Here is a 15,273-nt window from a genome sequence, read left to right as displayed (position 1 = left end):
TTTCACCTCTAGGTCACTTCGACAGGACACGCCATGACCCGCAGCGACGCCGATCCATCACAGCCCCCCTCCCTGAGCTACAAGGACGCCGGCGTGGACATCGATGCCGGCAACGCCCTGGTGGAACGCATCAAGGGAGTCGCCAGGCGCACCCATCGCCCCGAGGTGATGGGCGGCCTGGGCGGCTTCGGCGCCCTGTGCGAGCTGCCCGCCGGCTACCGCCAGCCGGTGCTGGTCACCGGCACCGACGGCGTGGGCACCAAGCTGCGCCTGGCCATGGACCTGGGGCGTCACGACACCATCGGCATCGATCTGGTGGCGATGTGCGTCAACGACCTGGTGGTGGCCGGCGCCGAGCCGCTGCAGTTCCTCGACTACTATGCCACGGGCAAGCTGGATGTCGACATCGCCACCGACGTGGTGAGCGGCATCGGCGAGGGCTGCCTGCAGGCCGGCTGCGCGCTGGTGGGCGGCGAGACCGCCGAGATGCCGGGCATGTACGAGGGCAGCGACTACGATCTGGCCGGCTTCTGCGTCGGCGTGGTCGAGAAGTCCGAGATCCTCGACGGCAGCCGGGTCGGCGAAGGCGACGTGCTGCTCGGCCTGGTCTCTTCCGGGCCGCATTCCAACGGCTACTCGCTGATCCGCAAGATCCTCGAGGTCAGCGACGCCGACCTGCAGGCCGACCTCGACGGCCGGCCGCTGGGCGACGCCCTGCTCGCGCCGACGCGCATCTACGTCAAGCCGCTGCTGTCGCTGATCCGCGAAAGCGGCGTCGCCGTCCATGCCCTGTCGCACATCACCGGCGGCGGCCTGCTCGAGAACCTGCCGCGGGTCCTGCCCGAGACCCTCGCCGCGCGTGTCGACGTCACCGCCTGGCAGCGTCCCGCGGTCTTCGACTGGCTGCAGGAAAAGGGCAACGTCGCCGCGCGCGAGATGTACCGCGTGCTCAACTGCGGCATCGGCATGGTCGTGGTGGTGCCGGCGGCCCAGGCCGAGGCGGCCCGCGCCCATCTGGAGGGCGCCGGCGAGCAGGTCGTCACCCTCGGCGAGATCGTCTCCCGCGAGGGCGACGAGGAACAGGTACGACTGGAGAATCTCGAGGCATGAGCGACGAGTCGACCACCGACACCCTCAACGACTTCACCGCCGAGACGGCCGAGCCACGCCGGGTGGTGGTGCTGATCTCGGGCAACGGCAGCAATCTGCAGGCGCTGATCGACGCCCAGTCCTACGGCGAACTGGGCGGCGAGATCGTCGCGGTCATCTCCAACAAGGCCGACGCCTACGGCCTCAAGCGCGCCCATGACGCCGGCATCGAGGCAGTCGCCCTGCCCCACCGCGAGTACGACAGCCGCGAGGCCTTCGACGGCGCGCTGATCAAGGTGATCGAGCGCCACGAGCCCGACCTGGTGGTGCTGGCCGGCTTCATGCGCATCCTCACCCCGATGTTCGTGCACCGCTTCCATGGCCGCCTGCTCAATATCCACCCCTCGCTGCTGCCCGCCTACCAGGGCCTGAACACCCACGCCCGGGCGCTCGCCGACGGCGTCGAGGAGCACGGCGTCAGCGTGCACTTCGTCACCGAGGAGCTCGACGGCGGCCCGGTGGTGATGCAGGCGGTGCTGAAGCTTCGTCCCGGCGACACCGAGGAGACGATCATCGAGCGCATCCACGCCCGCGAGCACCTGATCTACCCGATCGCCGTGCGCTGGTTTCTCGAGGGGCGCCTCCAGCTCGGTACCGACGGGCCGACGCTCGACGGCGTGCCGCTGCCGCCGCAGGGCATGCGGCTCTCCCACGCGGACGCCGCCGAGGAACTGGACGAGGATATCGAGGAGTAACCGACGCCTCCGCCCGCCCCGAAAGCAACACAGCCCCGCCGGGTAGCCGGCGGGGCTGTGTTGCTTTTGACGCTTCGTTGCTTCAAGCATCCCCAAAAAGCTGGTGATTTGCGTAGCGAGCGATGGCAGGCTGGCTACCGCCGGAGCGCAAAAACCGGAGTGTAGCTTCCTACACGAGGATTTTGAGTACCGCCGGAGGCCAGGATGTCAAGCGCAGCAGCAAATCGACGCTTTTTCAGGTCCGCGGCAGGGTCACGCCTCTCTGCCCCATGTACTTGCCGCCGCGATCCTTGTAGGAGATCGCGCACTCCTCGTCGGACTCGAGGAACAGCATCTGTGCCACGCCCTCGTTGGCATAGATCCGCGCCGGCAGGTTGGTGGTGTTGGAGAACTCGAGCGTCACGTGACCTTCCCACTCGGGCTCGAGCGGCGTGACGTTGACGATGATCCCGCAACGCGCATAGGTCGACTTGCCCAGGCAGATGGTCAGCACGCTGCGCGGAATGCGAAAGTACTCGACGGTCCGGGCCAGCGCGAAGGAGTTGGGCGGAATCACGCAGACATCGCCCTTGATGTCGACGAAGCTCTTCTCGTCGAACCCTTTCGGGTCCACCACCGCCGAATGGATATTGGTGAACACCTTGAACTCGTCGGCACAGCGCACATCGTACCCGTAGCTGGACGTCCCGTAGGAGATCACCCGCTGGCCGTTGACATGGCGAACCTGATCGAACTCGAACGGCTCGATCATGCCTTCCTGCTCGGCCATGCGGCGGATCCACTTGTCGGATTTGATGCTCATCGGGAAGTCCTTGCACTCTCTCGGTCGCCGCGGCCTCACTCATCGAAGCCCGGGCGAAAAAACGGGGCCGTTATCATAACGGCCCCGTCGGCGCGGCGAAAGCCATGCCGTCTCCGCAAGGGTATTACCATTTATGTTGCTACCAGGGGCTGACCCGTCGACAGGTCTGCGAGTGGGCGCTATGAACCCCTCCTTGGGCGCTACCTACGCCATCCATGGCGCAGGACCCCCTCAGCGACCTGTCCCCGGCGCCCCTTGCCGGAAATAATGGCGATTGCCCCAGCCTCAGTCGCCGAAGGAAATGTTCGGCCCTTCCTCGGCCTGACCGGCGATCCCGTCGACCACCGCCGTCGCTACCTGCCGGAAGGTGGCGGTCACCTCGCTGTCGGGCTCGGCCACCACGGTCGGGCGACCGCCGTCGGCCTGCTCACGAATGCCCAGGGTCAGCGGCAGCTGGCCGAGCAGCTTGGTCTCGTACTGCTCGGCGATGCGCTCGCCGCCGCCGGCGCCGAAGATCGGCTCGCTGTGACCGCAGTTCGAGCAGACGTGCAGGCTCATGTTCTCCACCACGCCGAGCACCGGCACGTTGACCTTGCGGAACATCTCGATGCCCTTGCGCGCGTCGAGCAGCGCGATGTCCTGGGGCGTGGTGACGATCACCGCCCCGTCCACCGGTACCTTCTGGGCGAGCGTAAGCTGGATGTCGCCGGTGCCCGGCGGCATGTCGATGAACAGATAGTCGACGTCATCCCATACGGTCTGGTTGAGCAGCTGCTGGAAAGCACCGGCGACCATGGGGCCGCGCCAGACCATCGGTTCGGAGATATCCACCATCAGCGCCATCGACATGGCCTGGATGCCGTGAGCCATGATCGGCTTGAAACTGTTTTCACCGACCACCTCGGGTCGCGTGCCCGGCGCAATTCCCAACATCTGCGCCTGGCTGGGGCCGTAAATATCGGCATCCAGCAGACCTACTCGGTAGCCCTCGGCCGCCATGGCCAGTGCCAGGTTGGCCGTCACCGTGGACTTGCCGACCCCGCCCTTGCCGGAGGCCACGGCAACGATGTGCTTGACTCCCTCGATCACGGTTGACTCCTTGATTGGTTTGCCCGACGCCCTTCGCGGGGCGTCGTGTGGCGCCAGTATAACCCGCGACCACGGGCCATAACCAAGCGCGGTGCTCAACCATTCACGCCATCGACTCAACCGTCAGCGACCAGGGATTGGCGGTCAGGGGCTCGGCGCCATCCGACGTGATACGCACCGTGTCGCTGCAACCGATGCCCCACTGGCCGGGCAGGCGCAAACACAGCGGCAGGTGGAAGACCATGTCGGGCGCGAACTCTCGCTGCTGGCCGCGCGCGATGAACCCCGAGCCCTCGACCCAGGACGGCGGAAACTGCCCACCGACGGTGTAGCCGAAGACCCCGGAAAAGTAGGCGGCATCGCTCAGTGGCGCCAGCGCCCGCTCCGCCGCCCAGGCGGCGCTGTCGAAGGTCTGGCCGGGGCGCATCGCCGAAAGCAGGACGTCATTGATGCGGCGGCAGGTATCGAAGACTTCCTGCATGCGTGCGCTGGGCCGCCCGGCCACGACGGTGCGCATCATGGGGGCGGTGTAGCGGTTCCACGCCGAGCCGAACTCCATGAACACCGGCTCATCGGCGGCGATGGGCCGGCGCCGGTGATTCAGGTGGCCGACGCTACTGCTTACGCCACCGACCACGATGGGCTGCATGCTCATGAACTCGCTGCCGGCCTCGTGCAGGGCCTGCGCGCCCGCCGCGGCGATATCGCTGTCGGTCGCCCCATCCGCCACCGCATCGGCGGCCGCCGCGATCCCGGCACCGGTGATCCGGGCGCTGGCGGCGAGGCAGTCGAGCTCGAGCGGCGACTTGACGATCTTCACCCCGGCAAGCAGCGAGCCGGCATCGGCCAGCGCCATCGTCGGCAAACGCTCTTTCAGGGCCGCCATCACACCCTGGCGCAGGCTGCCCTGCCAGGGATCGACGCCCAGGCGCGCCACGCCCGCCAGACGCTCGGCCAGCGGCTCGATCACCTCGTCGAGATTCTCCCAGCGATAACTGCAGATGTCGTCGACGCGTGTCGTGGTCACGGCCGGACCCACCTCGATCGACGGCACCTGCAGCGTCAGCCGCTCCTGTGTAACCAGCAGCGCCGCATGCACGGAGACCTCGAAGGTGCTGTACCCCGTCAGGTAGAAGATGTCCGCCGGCGCGGTCAGCAGCAGCGCATCCAGCGCCGAGGCCTGCATGGCCTCACGCACGGCCTCGCAGCGGCGCTCGAACTCCGTTTCGGGAAACACGCACTCGCTGCCGGCCAGTGGCTCGAGCTGGCGGCGATATGTCGAATGATCCATCGATACGATCCCATTGCAGCGATATTGGCGCCTTCACTCTAGTCGCCTCGCCGCGGGGCTCGCCAACCTCGCAACGACTTCACGTTCGTGCCTGAAACGCAAAAGGCCGGGGGCATGCCCCGGCCTTTCAGAAAGGGCCCTGCGGCCCCGTTCCTCGCCCGATCAGGCGGTGGTGGTGGACTCGGTGGCACGCGAGTCCGACTGCTTGTCGGACCCGGCATTCGAGGGCTCGTCGCTGCCGTCGGAGGGCTTGTTCGACTCATCCGTCTTGCTCGGCTCGTCAGCCTTTTGCGGGGCATCGGCCTTCTTCGGCGCGTCGGCCTTGTCCGATGTACCGGCCTTGTCCGATGTACCGGCCTTGTCCGATGTACCGGCCTTGTCCGATGTACCGGCCTGGCCCGATGTACCGGCCTGGCCCGATGTACCGGCCTGCTTCGAAGCGGCGGATGCATCCGCCTTGCCGGCCTGGTCCGACGCCGTCTTGTCCGCGCCTGCGGCAGCGGCATCCGGCTTCGCCGTGTCGGCCTGATCCCCCGACTCACTGGGCGCGCCAGCCGCCGCGGCCGTGCCGTTATCGGCATCGACGCTGGCCCCCAGCTTCTTGAGGGTCTCCTGCATGCCGGCGATGGCCGACAGTTCCTGCTGTACCTGCGTCAGGTGCGCCTTGAGCGCGGCCAGGCGCTGGGTACGGGTCTGCAGCTGATCGGTCACGTCCGCGAGACGCTGCTCGGCAGCCTGGACCTGCTTGGTCAGCGTCTCATGACGCTGGCGGGCCTCCGCCACGGCCTGACGCGCCTGGTCGAGATTTTCCTTGGCCTGGGCGGTCTGGCCCTGGAGCTCGGCCAACTCCGATTCACGCGAGGTGATCTGCTTGTCGAGCTGCTTGAGCCGCTCCTGACCGGATTCGACCTTCTTCTGCAGGGTCGCGTGCTGCCCTTCGACCTCCGCGGTCTTTTCCTGAACCTGCTTCAGTTCGCTGCGCGCCTGGTCGAGCGTCTTCTGGGCGGACTTGACCTGACCATCGAGATCCTCGCGCTTGGCCTGGGTCTGCTCGATGCGCGCCTGAAGCGCCTGGATCTGCTGATTGCGAGTATCGAGCTGATCCTGACGCTCGCCCAGTTGCTGCTTGGCGTCATTGATCTGCGTCTGCAGGGCATCGAGTTGCGACTGAGCCTGATTGTTCTGTGTCTGCAGGTCGTCGCGAGCCTTCTGCGCCTGCTCGACACTGTCATAGGCCTTCTCGAAGTCGGCATTGCGCTGCTCCAGCGCCTGCTTGTCCTCGGTCAGCTGATCGATGCGCGTCTGCAGTTCGCTGCGCTTTTCTTCCCAGCTCGACCGCTGCGAACTGGCGCTGGAAGCGACATAGACGGCGGTAATCACCGCGACGACCGCAACGGCGCTGATCACCTGGACCCGGACATCCTTGAACGGGCTGCGGGGCGACTGGTCCGGCTGATTCGAAGAGGGTTCTGCCATGGCTGTCTCCTGACGATCGAAACGGGCCCACCACCATGACCCGATGCTGCCCGCCGAGCAAGACGAAATCCATCATCGGCACCCCGCCACCCTCCGCAGCCACAGAAAAAGTTCCTTGCAATCAGCATCTTGAAAATTCATTGCGACTTTTTGTCTAGTCCGAAAAACTCAGTGCCCGACCTTGCCGCGCAGCGCCTTGCGCTGCCCCTTGCGGGCCTTGGCGTCGAGCCGGCGCCGGCGCGAAGCCCGAGTTGGCTTGGTGGGAACACGCTTCTTGGCGGGCTGCGCGACGCTGCGAATCAGCGTCTGTAGTCGTTCCAGGGCATCCTCGCGGTTCTGTTCCTGAGTGCGATGGCGCTGCGCCTTGATGATCAGCACGCCATCCCGCGTGATCCGCCGATCGCGCAGCGCCAGCAGGCGCTCCTTGTAGCTGTCCGGCAGCGACGAAGCGGGGATGTCGAAGCGCAGATGCACCGCCGAGGCTACCTTATTGACGTTCTGGCCGCCCGCCCCCTGGGCACGGACCGCCTGCAGCTCGATCTCGTCGTCGGGCAGGCTGACCTGCCGGGAAATGTACAGCATGTTGCAGACCTCATGGATGGCGGGAGAGCCGTGGGGAATTCGCCGGCAACGAACGGCCGACGATACCCGTCATGCCTCGGCCGAGATGTCTCGGGGCACCAGCGGCTCGCCCTCGAAGGTGACGCCGGCCCAGCCGACACGCCGGAACTCCCGGATGTTGCGATGGCCGGTGCCCTGCGGATCGCCCAGCACCTCATCACGATAGACCTCGCCAAAGCAATGCAGGGTCTGTTCGACATCGAGGCCATGACGTCGCGCGAAGGCCAGCACCCGGCAGGAGCCGGCATTCTCGCCGGGGCGATTGATGACTTCGCCGTTGCGAAACCCCACCGGGGTGACAAGGTAGTAGCGGTCGATCACCGCCAGGGTGTCGCGGAAGGTCAGGCGCTCGGGCCGATGGCGAAGGGTGTCGAGAAAGGCGTCCAGAGTCATGGTAAAAGGCCGGTAGCGGGAAACGCCCCACTCTACGCAAGTGCGGCAACGCTCACCACCGCGCCCGGCCGAAGCCGCACTCGCCGGTACGGGGCTTGGTGAAGGCCTGGGCTTTGACGGATACTGTCGGCACGCGGCGCGACGACGCCCGAAACGACGACCGCCTGCGGGAGCCGCCATGCCACGTCTGGTCCTCATCCCTCGTCTCTGGCACTTCTCGACCCGAGTCCTGAAAGCCTTCTTCGCCAATCGCGGCATCCTGCTCGCCGGGGGTGTCGGCTACAACGTGCTGCTTTCGACGATTCCGCTGTTCGCCCTGCTGTGCGTGCTGCTGACCCATGTGGTCAGCGAGCAGCGTCTGCTGGGGATCATCGCCATCCAGGCTCAGCATCTGGCGCCGACTCACGCCGACGTCATCCTCGATTCGGTCCGTACCCTGGTGGATTCGCGGGATCTGGTCGGCCTGGTCGGCACCCTGGTACTGCTGTTCTTCAGCTCGTTCGCCTTTCGCATGCTCGAGGACTCGATCGCCCTGATCTTTCACCAGCCCGACAACCCGCACAAGCGGCGCTTCTGGGTCTCGGCGCTGCTGCCCTATGCCTTCATGCTGGTGCTGGGCGCCGGCCTGCTGGCGCTGACCCTGCTGGTCGCCATGGGGGATGCCGTCAACCAGCTGCTGGTGCTGCTGCTGGACGTGGAGCTGCCGTCGGCGCTGTTCGCCAAGGTGACGCTGAACCTGCTGAGCTTCGTCGGCATGTTCGGGCTGTTCAGCGCCATCTACAAGGTCATGCCGGTGGTCCGCATCGCCATGCAGCGCGCGCTGATCGGCGGCTTCGTCGCGGCCCTGCTGTGGGAGCTGGTGCGCCTGGGGCTGGGCTACTACTTCGCCAACCTCTCCTACGTCAACGCCGTCTACGGCTCGCTGGCCACCCTGATCGTGGTGCTGCTGGGCCTGGAGATCGGCGCCATCATCCTGCTGCTGGGCGCCCAGGTGATCGCCGAGCTGGAACGCAGCGCCCGGGCCGGGCGGCACTGGTATCAGGCCCCCTGAGTCGGCCTAGAGTACGGTGATGCCCTGCTCCCGCTGCACCCTCACCTTGGCGTGGATGAAGTCGCTGTGGCGCACGAACAGCAGGTCGGCGAGCTTGCGGATGCGGTGCTCCTCGTGCGCGTCCAGCGACGCATCGGCATAGGCCAGCCGCCACATCAGCTCGACCAGCTCGACCTTGTCCGCGTAGCCGTAGTGCGCGTTGACCAGATGCACGAACTGAAAGTGATCCACGGCCTGCTCGGCCTCGGCACGGGCCAGCGTCATCAGCTCGTCGACCGCCTCGTCGGTCAGGGCGAAACGTGCCTTGAGCATGCCGTGCAGGGCCTCGAGCTCGCTGGCGTCGTCGTGATGGTCGGCCCGCACGATCTCGCACAGCAGGGCCGCCGTGGCCAGCTCCAGCGTCAGCCGATGGCGGCGCGAATCGCTCCCCTCGGGCACGGCCAGGGCACGCTGGAAGAACTGTTGAATCGCCTCGAGCATGATGGGCCTCCGGGTGGCAGATGAGTCGTCACGTCTGTGATTTATGACCCGCATCCCGGCGAGAGGTTGCACGGCAACCGGCCCCGGGTTCGGCAAGCGCGTCGCCGTTGCGGTATCGTCGGACGCTGATATCCCAGCCCCTGCCTCGAGGCCCGGCATGACCGATCTGATGCAAACGCCCGTCACGTTGTCGCTGCTGCTGATCAACGTGGTCTTCAGCCTCTACGTCCTGCAGCGCCGGCCGGCTTGGCTGGTCGCCCTGGCCCTGCGCCCGACGCGCATCCTGCATCACCACGAATACTACCGCCTGCTCACGGCCGGCTTCCTGCACGCCAACGGGGCGCACCTGCTGATCAACATGCTCACGCTGTATTTCTTCGGGCCCGTTCTGGAGCGCTACCTGGGCCCGCTGCGCTATCTGATCCTCTACCTCGGCGCCGACGCCGCCGCGCAGGGGCTGACGCTGCTGCTCCAGCGCGCCAACCCGCACTACATGGCGGTGGGCGCCTCCGGCGCGATTACCGGGCTGGTCTTCGCCTTCTGCCTGTATGCGCCGTTCCAGCCGCTGTACCTGTTCTTCGCCATTCCGATACCCGCCCTGCTGTTCGCGATCGGCTTCGTGGCGCTGTCGATGTACGCCATGCGCCAGCGCCAGCCAGGCCGGCAGGGCGGCCTGGCCCATGAGGCTCACCTGGGCGGCGCCCTGGGCGGCATCGTGATCACCCTGCTCATCGACCCCACGGCATGGGGGCGATTCCTGCAGCAACTGGGCAGCTGAACGTCAGCAATCATCGACCGGCCAGGAAAGTGCTAAATATTCTGTGGGCCTGGCCGATAGCTCGCCAAGGCGTGTAAGCGATCTCCTACACGATCTCGCCCACGCTCTTTCCGTCGCCACAACATCAAGAATGCCATGCCTCGTTTTCTCGCCTCGTTGCGCTATCGCTTCTTCCTGGCCCTGGGCATCACCCTGCTCATGGCCCTGGCGGCCCTGGCCCTGATCGCGAGGCTGCTGGTCCTGCCGGCCCTGCTCGAGGACGAGCGCCTCTATGCCAGCCAGGAGCTGGACCGGATACAAAGGGCCATCGACAATGAACTGGGCCACCTGAGCCTGCTCAACAAGGACTGGGCGGTCTGGGACGACAGCTACGCCTTCCTGCGCGGGCGCTATCCCGACTACCCCAGCAGCAACCTGACCAACGGGCAGCTCTTCGACGATGCCAACCTGCGCCTGGTCGTGTTCCTGGACACCGCCTACCGGCCGTACCGCGTGGCCGGGATCGACCCCGACACCGGCGACTACACGATCTGCACGGCACCCACCGGCGCCTGCCGCTGGGCCGCGCCGCTGGTTGCCTCGATGCAGCGCCATGTCGCCCGGGAGCGCGCCCACACCCGCCATACCTGGCTGCATGCCTGGCCCACGCTGAGCATGGTCAGCGCCTGGCCGGTGCTGAAGAGCGACGGCAGCGGGCCGCCGGCAGGCTGGCTGGCCATGGCGCGCGGCATGAACGCCACCTGGCTCGTTCGCCTGAAAGCCAGCACGGGGATCGCCTTCACGGCGACGCCGGCCAGTGACGCCGCGGATGCCGACCCGCCGCTGCTGGTGCGACGGAGTGACGATGACATGCTCGCCACCCGCCGCCTCGCCGCCTCGCCGCCTCGCCGGCCGGACATGCCATCCAGCTGCAGGCCACCCTGCCCCGGGACGCCTTCCAGACATCCCTCGGCACCTTCCGCTTCGCCCTCTACTGGACCCTGGCGCTGGTCGTGCTCGTGGTGCTGGTGGTGCTGTTGCTGCTCGAGATGATCGTGCTGCGGCCATTGCGCCAGCTGGCGCGACTCACCGACCGGGTACGCTTCGAGGAGGACACCCGGGTGCCGGCCCCCCTGACTCGTCGTCAGGACGAGATCGGCCGGCTCGCCCAGGCCTTCAACCACCTGCTGGCCTTTCAGCGTCGCCGCACGCACTCGCTGGTCCAGCTCTCGCAGCATGACCCGTTGACCGGGCTGGCCAACCGACGGCTGTTCGACCGGCGCCTGGCCCGGGCACTCGACGAAGCCCGCCACGAGGCTCGGCCGGTCGCCATGCTGATGATCGACATCGACCACTTCAAGGCCTACAACGATCACTACGGCCATCCCGCCGGCGATGTCTGCCTCAAGCGGGTCGCCCAGGCCATGCAGGCCAGCCTGGCCGCTCCCGGCTACCTGCTGGCCCGCACCGGCGGCGAGGAATTCTCGATCCTGATGCCCGGCGCGGACCTCGCCACCGCCCGGCAGCAGGCCGAGACGGTCCGCGCCGCCGTCAAGGCACTGGGCATCGAACACGGCACGGCGCCGCACGGCGATGTGGTCACCATCAGTCTCGGCCTCGCCGTATCGACGCCCACCGAGCCCCTGGCCCCCGGGGCCCTCTGTGCCGCCGCCGACGCTGCGCTTTACACGGCCAAGCGGACAGGCCGCAACCGTATTGCGGCAAGCCCGATGCCGGCCTGAGTCAGTGGCACTGCAGGCCCCCGCCGGTGGAGCCACCGCATCAGGCCTGATACCCTGCCCGCCCCGACGACACCGACTGCTCAAAGACCACCGCCACGCCCATGCGCTATCGGATCAAGCTGTTTCCGGAAATCACCATCAAGTCCCGCGCGGTGCGCCAGGAAATGGTGCGCTGCCTGCGCACCAACATCCGCAACGCCTTCGCTCGTCAGGGGCTCGAGGTGCGCGTCGCCGATCACTGGGATGCCCTCGAGGTCCGCCCTCGGCACGATTCCGATGCGGACACGCTGGCACAACTGGAAGATGGGCTGACACGGATTCCCGGCATTCATGAAGTCCAGGCCGTCGAGACCCATCCCTTCACCACCTTCGAGGCCGCCGCCACGCAGGTCGTGCCGCACTGGCGAAACGCCATCGAGGGCCGCCGTTTCCGGGTCAGCGTCAAGCGACGCGGCCGCCATGCCTTCACGTCCGAAGCACTCGAACGCTATCTTGGCGGTGAGATGCTGGCCGCCGCCGAGGGGGCCCGCGTGGACCTGAAGCACCCCGAGGTCGACGTTCGCCTCGAGCTGACCGACGACAAACTGCGCCTGGTCAGCCGCCGCCACCCGGGGCTGGGCGGCTATCCGCTGGGCACCCAGGGACAGGCACTGGCCCTGATCTCCGGCGGCTATGACTCCCCGGTGGCCGCCTGGCGCCTGTTGCGCCGTGGCCTCAAGGTCCACTATCTGTTCTTCAGCCTCGGCGGGCCGGCCCATGAAGCCGCGGTCCGCGAGGTGGTGCATCACATCTGGTCGCGCTACGGCGCCTCGCATCGCGTCAACTTCGTCAGCGTGCCCTTCGAGGGCGTGGTCGACGAGATCCAGCGCCGGGTACCGGCCGGGCTGGCCGGGGTGGCGCTCAAGCGCATGATGCTGCGTGCCGCCAACCGGGTCGCCCGCCGCGCCCGCATTCCGGCGCTGATCACCGGCGACGCCCTGGCCCAGGTATCCAGCCAGAGTCTGGTCAACCTGGGGCTGATCGATGCCGTCAGCGAGCGCCCGGTACTGCGCCCGCTGATCGCCAGCGACAAGCAGACGATCATCGCCGATGCCCGTCATATCGGCACGGCGTCACATGCCGCCGCGCTGCCGGAGTATTGCGGCACCATCGCCCGGCGGCCGCACGTCAAGCCCCGGCCGGCGCAGATCGCCGAGGCCGAGGCCGCCTTCGACGACACCGTGCTCGAGACTGCCATTACCGCGTCCACCCTGACGCCCGTGGATCGCCTGCTCGACACCGTACCCGCACTGCCCGACATTCCGACCGTCGACTCCCGCGCGGCGCTGACCGCCCTGCCCGAGGCCACGGTGATCGACATCCGTCATCCCGACGAGCGCGAGGCCGCGCCTCTCGTGCTGCCGCACGGCGAGGCGCTGGCGATCCCCTTCTTCGAACTGGCCGACCGGGCCCCCGAGCTGCCCGGCGATCGCCGCTACCTGCTCTACTGCGCCCAGGGCATGATGAGCCGCATGCAGGCCATGCACCTGGCCGATCGCGGGCTGACCGGGTTCGGCGTCTACCGGCCCGCGTGAACCGGCCGACGGCTGCCACGGATGCAGCCGTGCGTCAGGCGGGCTACAATCGCCCCCTTGTCCGCGTTCAAGGACGCCATCCCCCTTTCGAATCAGTCACTAGAGCCGCCATGTCGACAACCGCCAACGCCAAGCGCCAGATCCTGGTCACCAGTGCCCTGCCCTATGCCAACGGCTCGATCCACCTGGGCCACCTGCTGGAGTACATCCAGACCGACATCTGGGTGCGCTTCCAGAAGAGCCGCGGCCACGACTGTCACTACGTCTGCGCCGACGATGCCCACGGCACCGCCATCATGCTGCGCGCCGAACAGGAGGGCATCACCTCCCAGGCACTGATCGACCGCGTCAGCGAGGAGCACCAAGCCGACTTCGCGCGTTTCGGGGTGGCCTTCGACAACTACCACTCGACCCATTCCGAGGAAAACCGCTACTTCAGCGAGCTGATCTACACTCGGCTGCGCGACCAGGGCCACATCGCTACCCGCGACATCGAGCAGATGTACGACCCGGTGAAGGGGCTGTTCCTGGCCGACCGCTTCATCAAGGGCACCTGCCCCAGGTGCCATGCCGATGACCAGTACGGCGACAACTGCGAGGCCTGCGGCGCCACCTATACGCCGGCCGAGCTGATCGACCCGGTCTCGGCGATCTCCGGCGCCACGCCGGAAGTCCGCAGCTCGACCCACTACTTCTTCAAGCTGCCTGACTTCGCGGCCTTCCTGCAGGGCTGGATCAACGACGATCACGTCCAGCCGCAGATCCGCAACAAGCTGATGGAGTGGTTCGAGTCCGGCTTCAACGAGTGGGACATCTCCCGCGACGCGCCCTACTTCGGCTTCGAGATCCCCGACGCCCCGGGCAAGTACTTCTATGTCTGGCTCGACGCGCCGATCGGCTACCTGGCCAGCTTCAAGAACCTCTGCGAACGCGAGGGTCTCGACTTCGACGCCTACTGGCGCACGGATTCCGACGCCGAGGTCTACCACTTCATCGGCAAGGACATCGTCTACTTCCATGCGCTGTTCTGGCCGGCCATGCTGCACGGCGCCGGACTGCGCACGCCGACTGCGGTGAACTGCCACGGCTTCGTCACCGTCAACGGCGCCAAGATGTCCAAGTCCCGCGGCACCTTCCTCAAGGCCGCGACCTATGCCGAGCACCTGAACCCCGAGTACCTGCGCTACTACTTCGCCGCCAAGCTCACCGCCGGCGTCGACGACCTGGACCTCAACCTCGAGGACTTCGCCCAGCGCGTCAATTCGGACCTGGTCGGCAAGGTGGTCAACATCGCCAGCCGCTGCGCCGGCTTCGTCAGGAAGCTCGGCGACGGCCGCCTCGCCGCCCGCTGCACCGAACCCGACCTGGTCGAGCGTTTCATGGCCGCTGGCGACGAGATCGCCGGCCACTTCGAGGCTCGCGAATTCGGCCGTGCCATGCGCAAGGTGATGGAACTCGCCGACGAGGCCAACACCTACATCGCCGAGGCCGAGCCCTGGGTGCTGGCCAAGCAGGAAGGCCGCGAGCAGGCGGTCCTCGACATCTGCTCGGTGGGCATCAACCTGTTCCGTCAGCTGATGGTCTATCTGGCCCCGGTGCTGCCGGAAATGGCCGAGGGTGCCCGTGCCTTCCTGAAACTCGACTCCCTGGCCTGGGACACCCGGCAGGAACTGCTGCTCGATCACGAGATCGCCAAGTTCAAGCCGCTGATGACCCGGGTCGAGCGCGACCGCATCGACGCCATGATCGAGGCGTCCAAGGAGGATCTGGTGGAAGAACAGAAGCTCAAGGAAACGCCCAGGGGGCCGCTGGCCGATGCCCCCATCGCCGACGAGATCGCCTTCGACGACTTCGCAAAAGTCGATCTGCGCATCGCGCGCATCGCCAAGGCGGAGTACGTCGAGGGCGCCGACAAGCTGCTCAAGCTCACGCTCGACCTGGGCGGCGAGACGCGCACGGTATTCTCCGGCATCCGCTCGGCCTACGCGCCCGAGGCGCTGGAAGGCCATCTGACGGTGATGGTCGCCAACCTGGCCCCGCGCAAGATGCGCTTCGGCGTCTCCGAGGGCATGGTGCTGGCCGCCGGTGACGGCGAGGGCATCTACCTGCTGGAACCGCATAGCGGCGCCAAGCCGGGCCTGCGCGTCACCTGA

At 67.0% G+C, this 15,273-nt stretch carries 15 protein-coding genes; 8 read left to right on the top strand and 7 right to left on the bottom strand.

What is annotated here, in order from left to right:
* Window positions 1-33 precede the first annotated feature (33 nt).
* Both purM and purN read left to right on the top strand, forming a co-directional pair.
* A complete protein-coding gene (gene purM / locus ACTCB7_RS08495) occupies window positions 34-1,110 on the top strand; it encodes a phosphoribosylformylglycinamidine cyclo-ligase (protein WP_224420993.1) in 1,077 nt (358 codons plus the stop codon).
* Window positions 1,107-1,844 (top strand): phosphoribosylglycinamide formyltransferase, encoded by a 738-nt coding sequence (gene purN, locus ACTCB7_RS08490; protein WP_463006314.1) that lies wholly within the window; start codon window positions 1,107-1,109, stop codon window positions 1,842-1,844. The genes purM and purN overlap by 4 nt, the downstream gene beginning before the upstream one ends.
* A gap of 235 nt (window positions 1,845-2,079) precedes the next feature.
* On the opposite strand, the gene dcd is transcribed toward purN, so the two are convergent.
* From dcd to ACTCB7_RS08460, 6 genes are all read right to left on the bottom strand, one after another.
* Window positions 2,080-2,646 (bottom strand): dCTP deaminase, encoded by a 567-nt coding sequence (gene dcd, locus ACTCB7_RS08485; protein ID WP_463006313.1) that lies wholly within the window; start codon window positions 2,644-2,646, stop codon window positions 2,080-2,082.
* A gap of 285 nt (window positions 2,647-2,931) precedes the next feature.
* Window positions 2,932-3,735 (bottom strand): iron-sulfur cluster carrier protein ApbC, encoded by an 804-nt coding sequence (gene apbC / locus ACTCB7_RS08480; protein ID WP_463006312.1) that lies wholly within the window; start codon window positions 3,733-3,735, stop codon window positions 2,932-2,934.
* Between the two features lie 103 nt (window positions 3,736-3,838).
* The gene (locus tag ACTCB7_RS08475) at window positions 3,839-5,026 is read right to left on the bottom strand and encodes a M24 family metallopeptidase (RefSeq protein ID WP_463006311.1); all 1,188 of its coding nucleotides are present in this window, start codon (window positions 5,024-5,026) and stop codon (window positions 3,839-3,841) included.
* Between the two features lie 162 nt (window positions 5,027-5,188).
* Window positions 5,189-6,502, bottom strand: a complete 1,314-nt coding sequence (locus ACTCB7_RS08470) for a hypothetical protein (RefSeq protein ID WP_463006310.1) — start codon at window positions 6,500-6,502, stop codon at window positions 5,189-5,191.
* A 168-nt stretch (window positions 6,503-6,670) separates the two neighbouring features.
* Complete coding sequence (arfB, locus tag ACTCB7_RS08465; RefSeq protein ID WP_463006309.1) at window positions 6,671-7,084, bottom strand: alternative ribosome rescue aminoacyl-tRNA hydrolase ArfB; 414 nt, start codon at window positions 7,082-7,084, stop codon at window positions 6,671-6,673.
* A 69-nt stretch (window positions 7,085-7,153) separates the two neighbouring features.
* Entirely contained in the window at window positions 7,154-7,516 is a 363-nt protein-coding gene (locus ACTCB7_RS08460; RefSeq protein ID WP_463006308.1) for a HopJ type III effector protein, read from the bottom strand.
* Between the two features lie 178 nt (window positions 7,517-7,694).
* Between ACTCB7_RS08460 and ACTCB7_RS08455 the strand changes: the two genes are divergently transcribed.
* Window positions 7,695-8,567 carry a YihY/virulence factor BrkB family protein gene (locus tag ACTCB7_RS08455; RefSeq protein WP_463006307.1) on the top strand — a complete coding sequence of 291 codons (873 nt, stop codon included), beginning with the start codon at window positions 7,695-7,697 and terminating at the stop codon, window positions 8,565-8,567.
* A 6-nt stretch (window positions 8,568-8,573) separates the two neighbouring features.
* Here the strand turns inward: ACTCB7_RS08455 and ACTCB7_RS08450 are convergent, their stop codons facing one another.
* Window positions 8,574-9,047: a tellurite resistance TerB family protein gene (locus ACTCB7_RS08450; protein WP_224415113.1), complete on the bottom strand. Its 474-nt coding sequence runs from the start codon at window positions 9,045-9,047 to the stop codon at window positions 8,574-8,576.
* A gap of 157 nt (window positions 9,048-9,204) precedes the next feature.
* Between ACTCB7_RS08450 and ACTCB7_RS08445 the strand changes: the two genes are divergently transcribed.
* From ACTCB7_RS08445 to metG, 5 genes are all read left to right on the top strand, one after another.
* Window positions 9,205-9,825: a rhomboid family intramembrane serine protease gene (locus tag ACTCB7_RS08445; protein ID WP_163649337.1), complete on the top strand. Its 621-nt coding sequence runs from the start codon at window positions 9,205-9,207 to the stop codon at window positions 9,823-9,825.
* 135 nt (window positions 9,826-9,960) lie between these two features.
* On the top strand, window positions 9,961-10,857 hold the full coding sequence (locus ACTCB7_RS08440; RefSeq protein WP_463006306.1) for a CHASE4 domain-containing protein: 897 nt from the start codon (window positions 9,961-9,963) through the stop codon (window positions 10,855-10,857).
* A complete protein-coding gene (locus tag ACTCB7_RS08435; protein WP_463006305.1) occupies window positions 10,818-11,546 on the top strand; it encodes a GGDEF domain-containing protein in 729 nt (242 codons plus the stop codon). The genes ACTCB7_RS08440 and ACTCB7_RS08435 overlap by 40 nt, the downstream gene beginning before the upstream one ends.
* Window positions 11,547-11,647: 101 nt before the next feature.
* Window positions 11,648-13,120 carry a tRNA uracil 4-sulfurtransferase ThiI gene (gene thiI, locus ACTCB7_RS08430; protein ID WP_463006304.1) on the top strand — a complete coding sequence of 491 codons (1,473 nt, stop codon included), beginning with the start codon at window positions 11,648-11,650 and terminating at the stop codon, window positions 13,118-13,120.
* A gap of 110 nt (window positions 13,121-13,230) precedes the next feature.
* Complete coding sequence (gene metG, locus ACTCB7_RS08425) at window positions 13,231-15,273, top strand: methionine--tRNA ligase (protein ID WP_463006303.1); 2,043 nt, start codon at window positions 13,231-13,233, stop codon at window positions 15,271-15,273.

The sequence above is a fragment of the Modicisalibacter sp. genome, from assembly GCF_055145905.1.
Note: the sequence above shows the minus strand (reverse complement) of the source record. Positions and strands in the feature narration are given on the sequence as shown.

Coding starts and splice junctions, on each gene's coding strand:
- purM (WP_224420993.1), top strand. CDS start 34: ATGACCCGCAGCGACGCCGATCCATCACAGCCCCCCTCCCTGAGCTAC.
- ACTCB7_RS08460 (WP_463006308.1), bottom strand. CDS start 7,516: ATGACTCTGGACGCCTTTCTCGACACCCTTCGCCATCGGCCCGAGCGC.
- thiI (WP_463006304.1), top strand. CDS start 11,648: ATGCGCTATCGGATCAAGCTGTTTCCGGAAATCACCATCAAGTCCCGC.
- dcd (WP_463006313.1), bottom strand. CDS start 2,646: ATGAGCATCAAATCCGACAAGTGGATCCGCCGCATGGCCGAGCAGGAA.
- ACTCB7_RS08475 (WP_463006311.1), bottom strand. CDS start 5,026: ATGGATCATTCGACATATCGCCGCCAGCTCGAGCCACTGGCCGGCAGC.
- ACTCB7_RS08450 (WP_224415113.1), bottom strand. CDS start 9,047: ATGCTCGAGGCGATTCAACAGTTCTTCCAGCGTGCCCTGGCCGTGCCC.
- purN (WP_463006314.1), top strand. CDS start 1,107: ATGAGCGACGAGTCGACCACCGACACCCTCAACGACTTCACCGCCGAG.
- ACTCB7_RS08470 (WP_463006310.1), bottom strand. CDS start 6,502: ATGGCAGAACCCTCTTCGAATCAGCCGGACCAGTCGCCCCGCAGCCCG.
- ACTCB7_RS08440 (WP_463006306.1), top strand. CDS start 9,961: ATGCCTCGTTTTCTCGCCTCGTTGCGCTATCGCTTCTTCCTGGCCCTG.
- ACTCB7_RS08445 (WP_163649337.1), top strand. CDS start 9,205: ATGACCGATCTGATGCAAACGCCCGTCACGTTGTCGCTGCTGCTGATC.
- metG (WP_463006303.1), top strand. CDS start 13,231: ATGTCGACAACCGCCAACGCCAAGCGCCAGATCCTGGTCACCAGTGCC.
- ACTCB7_RS08455 (WP_463006307.1), top strand. CDS start 7,695: ATGCCACGTCTGGTCCTCATCCCTCGTCTCTGGCACTTCTCGACCCGA.
- arfB (WP_463006309.1), bottom strand. CDS start 7,084: ATGCTGTACATTTCCCGGCAGGTCAGCCTGCCCGACGACGAGATCGAG.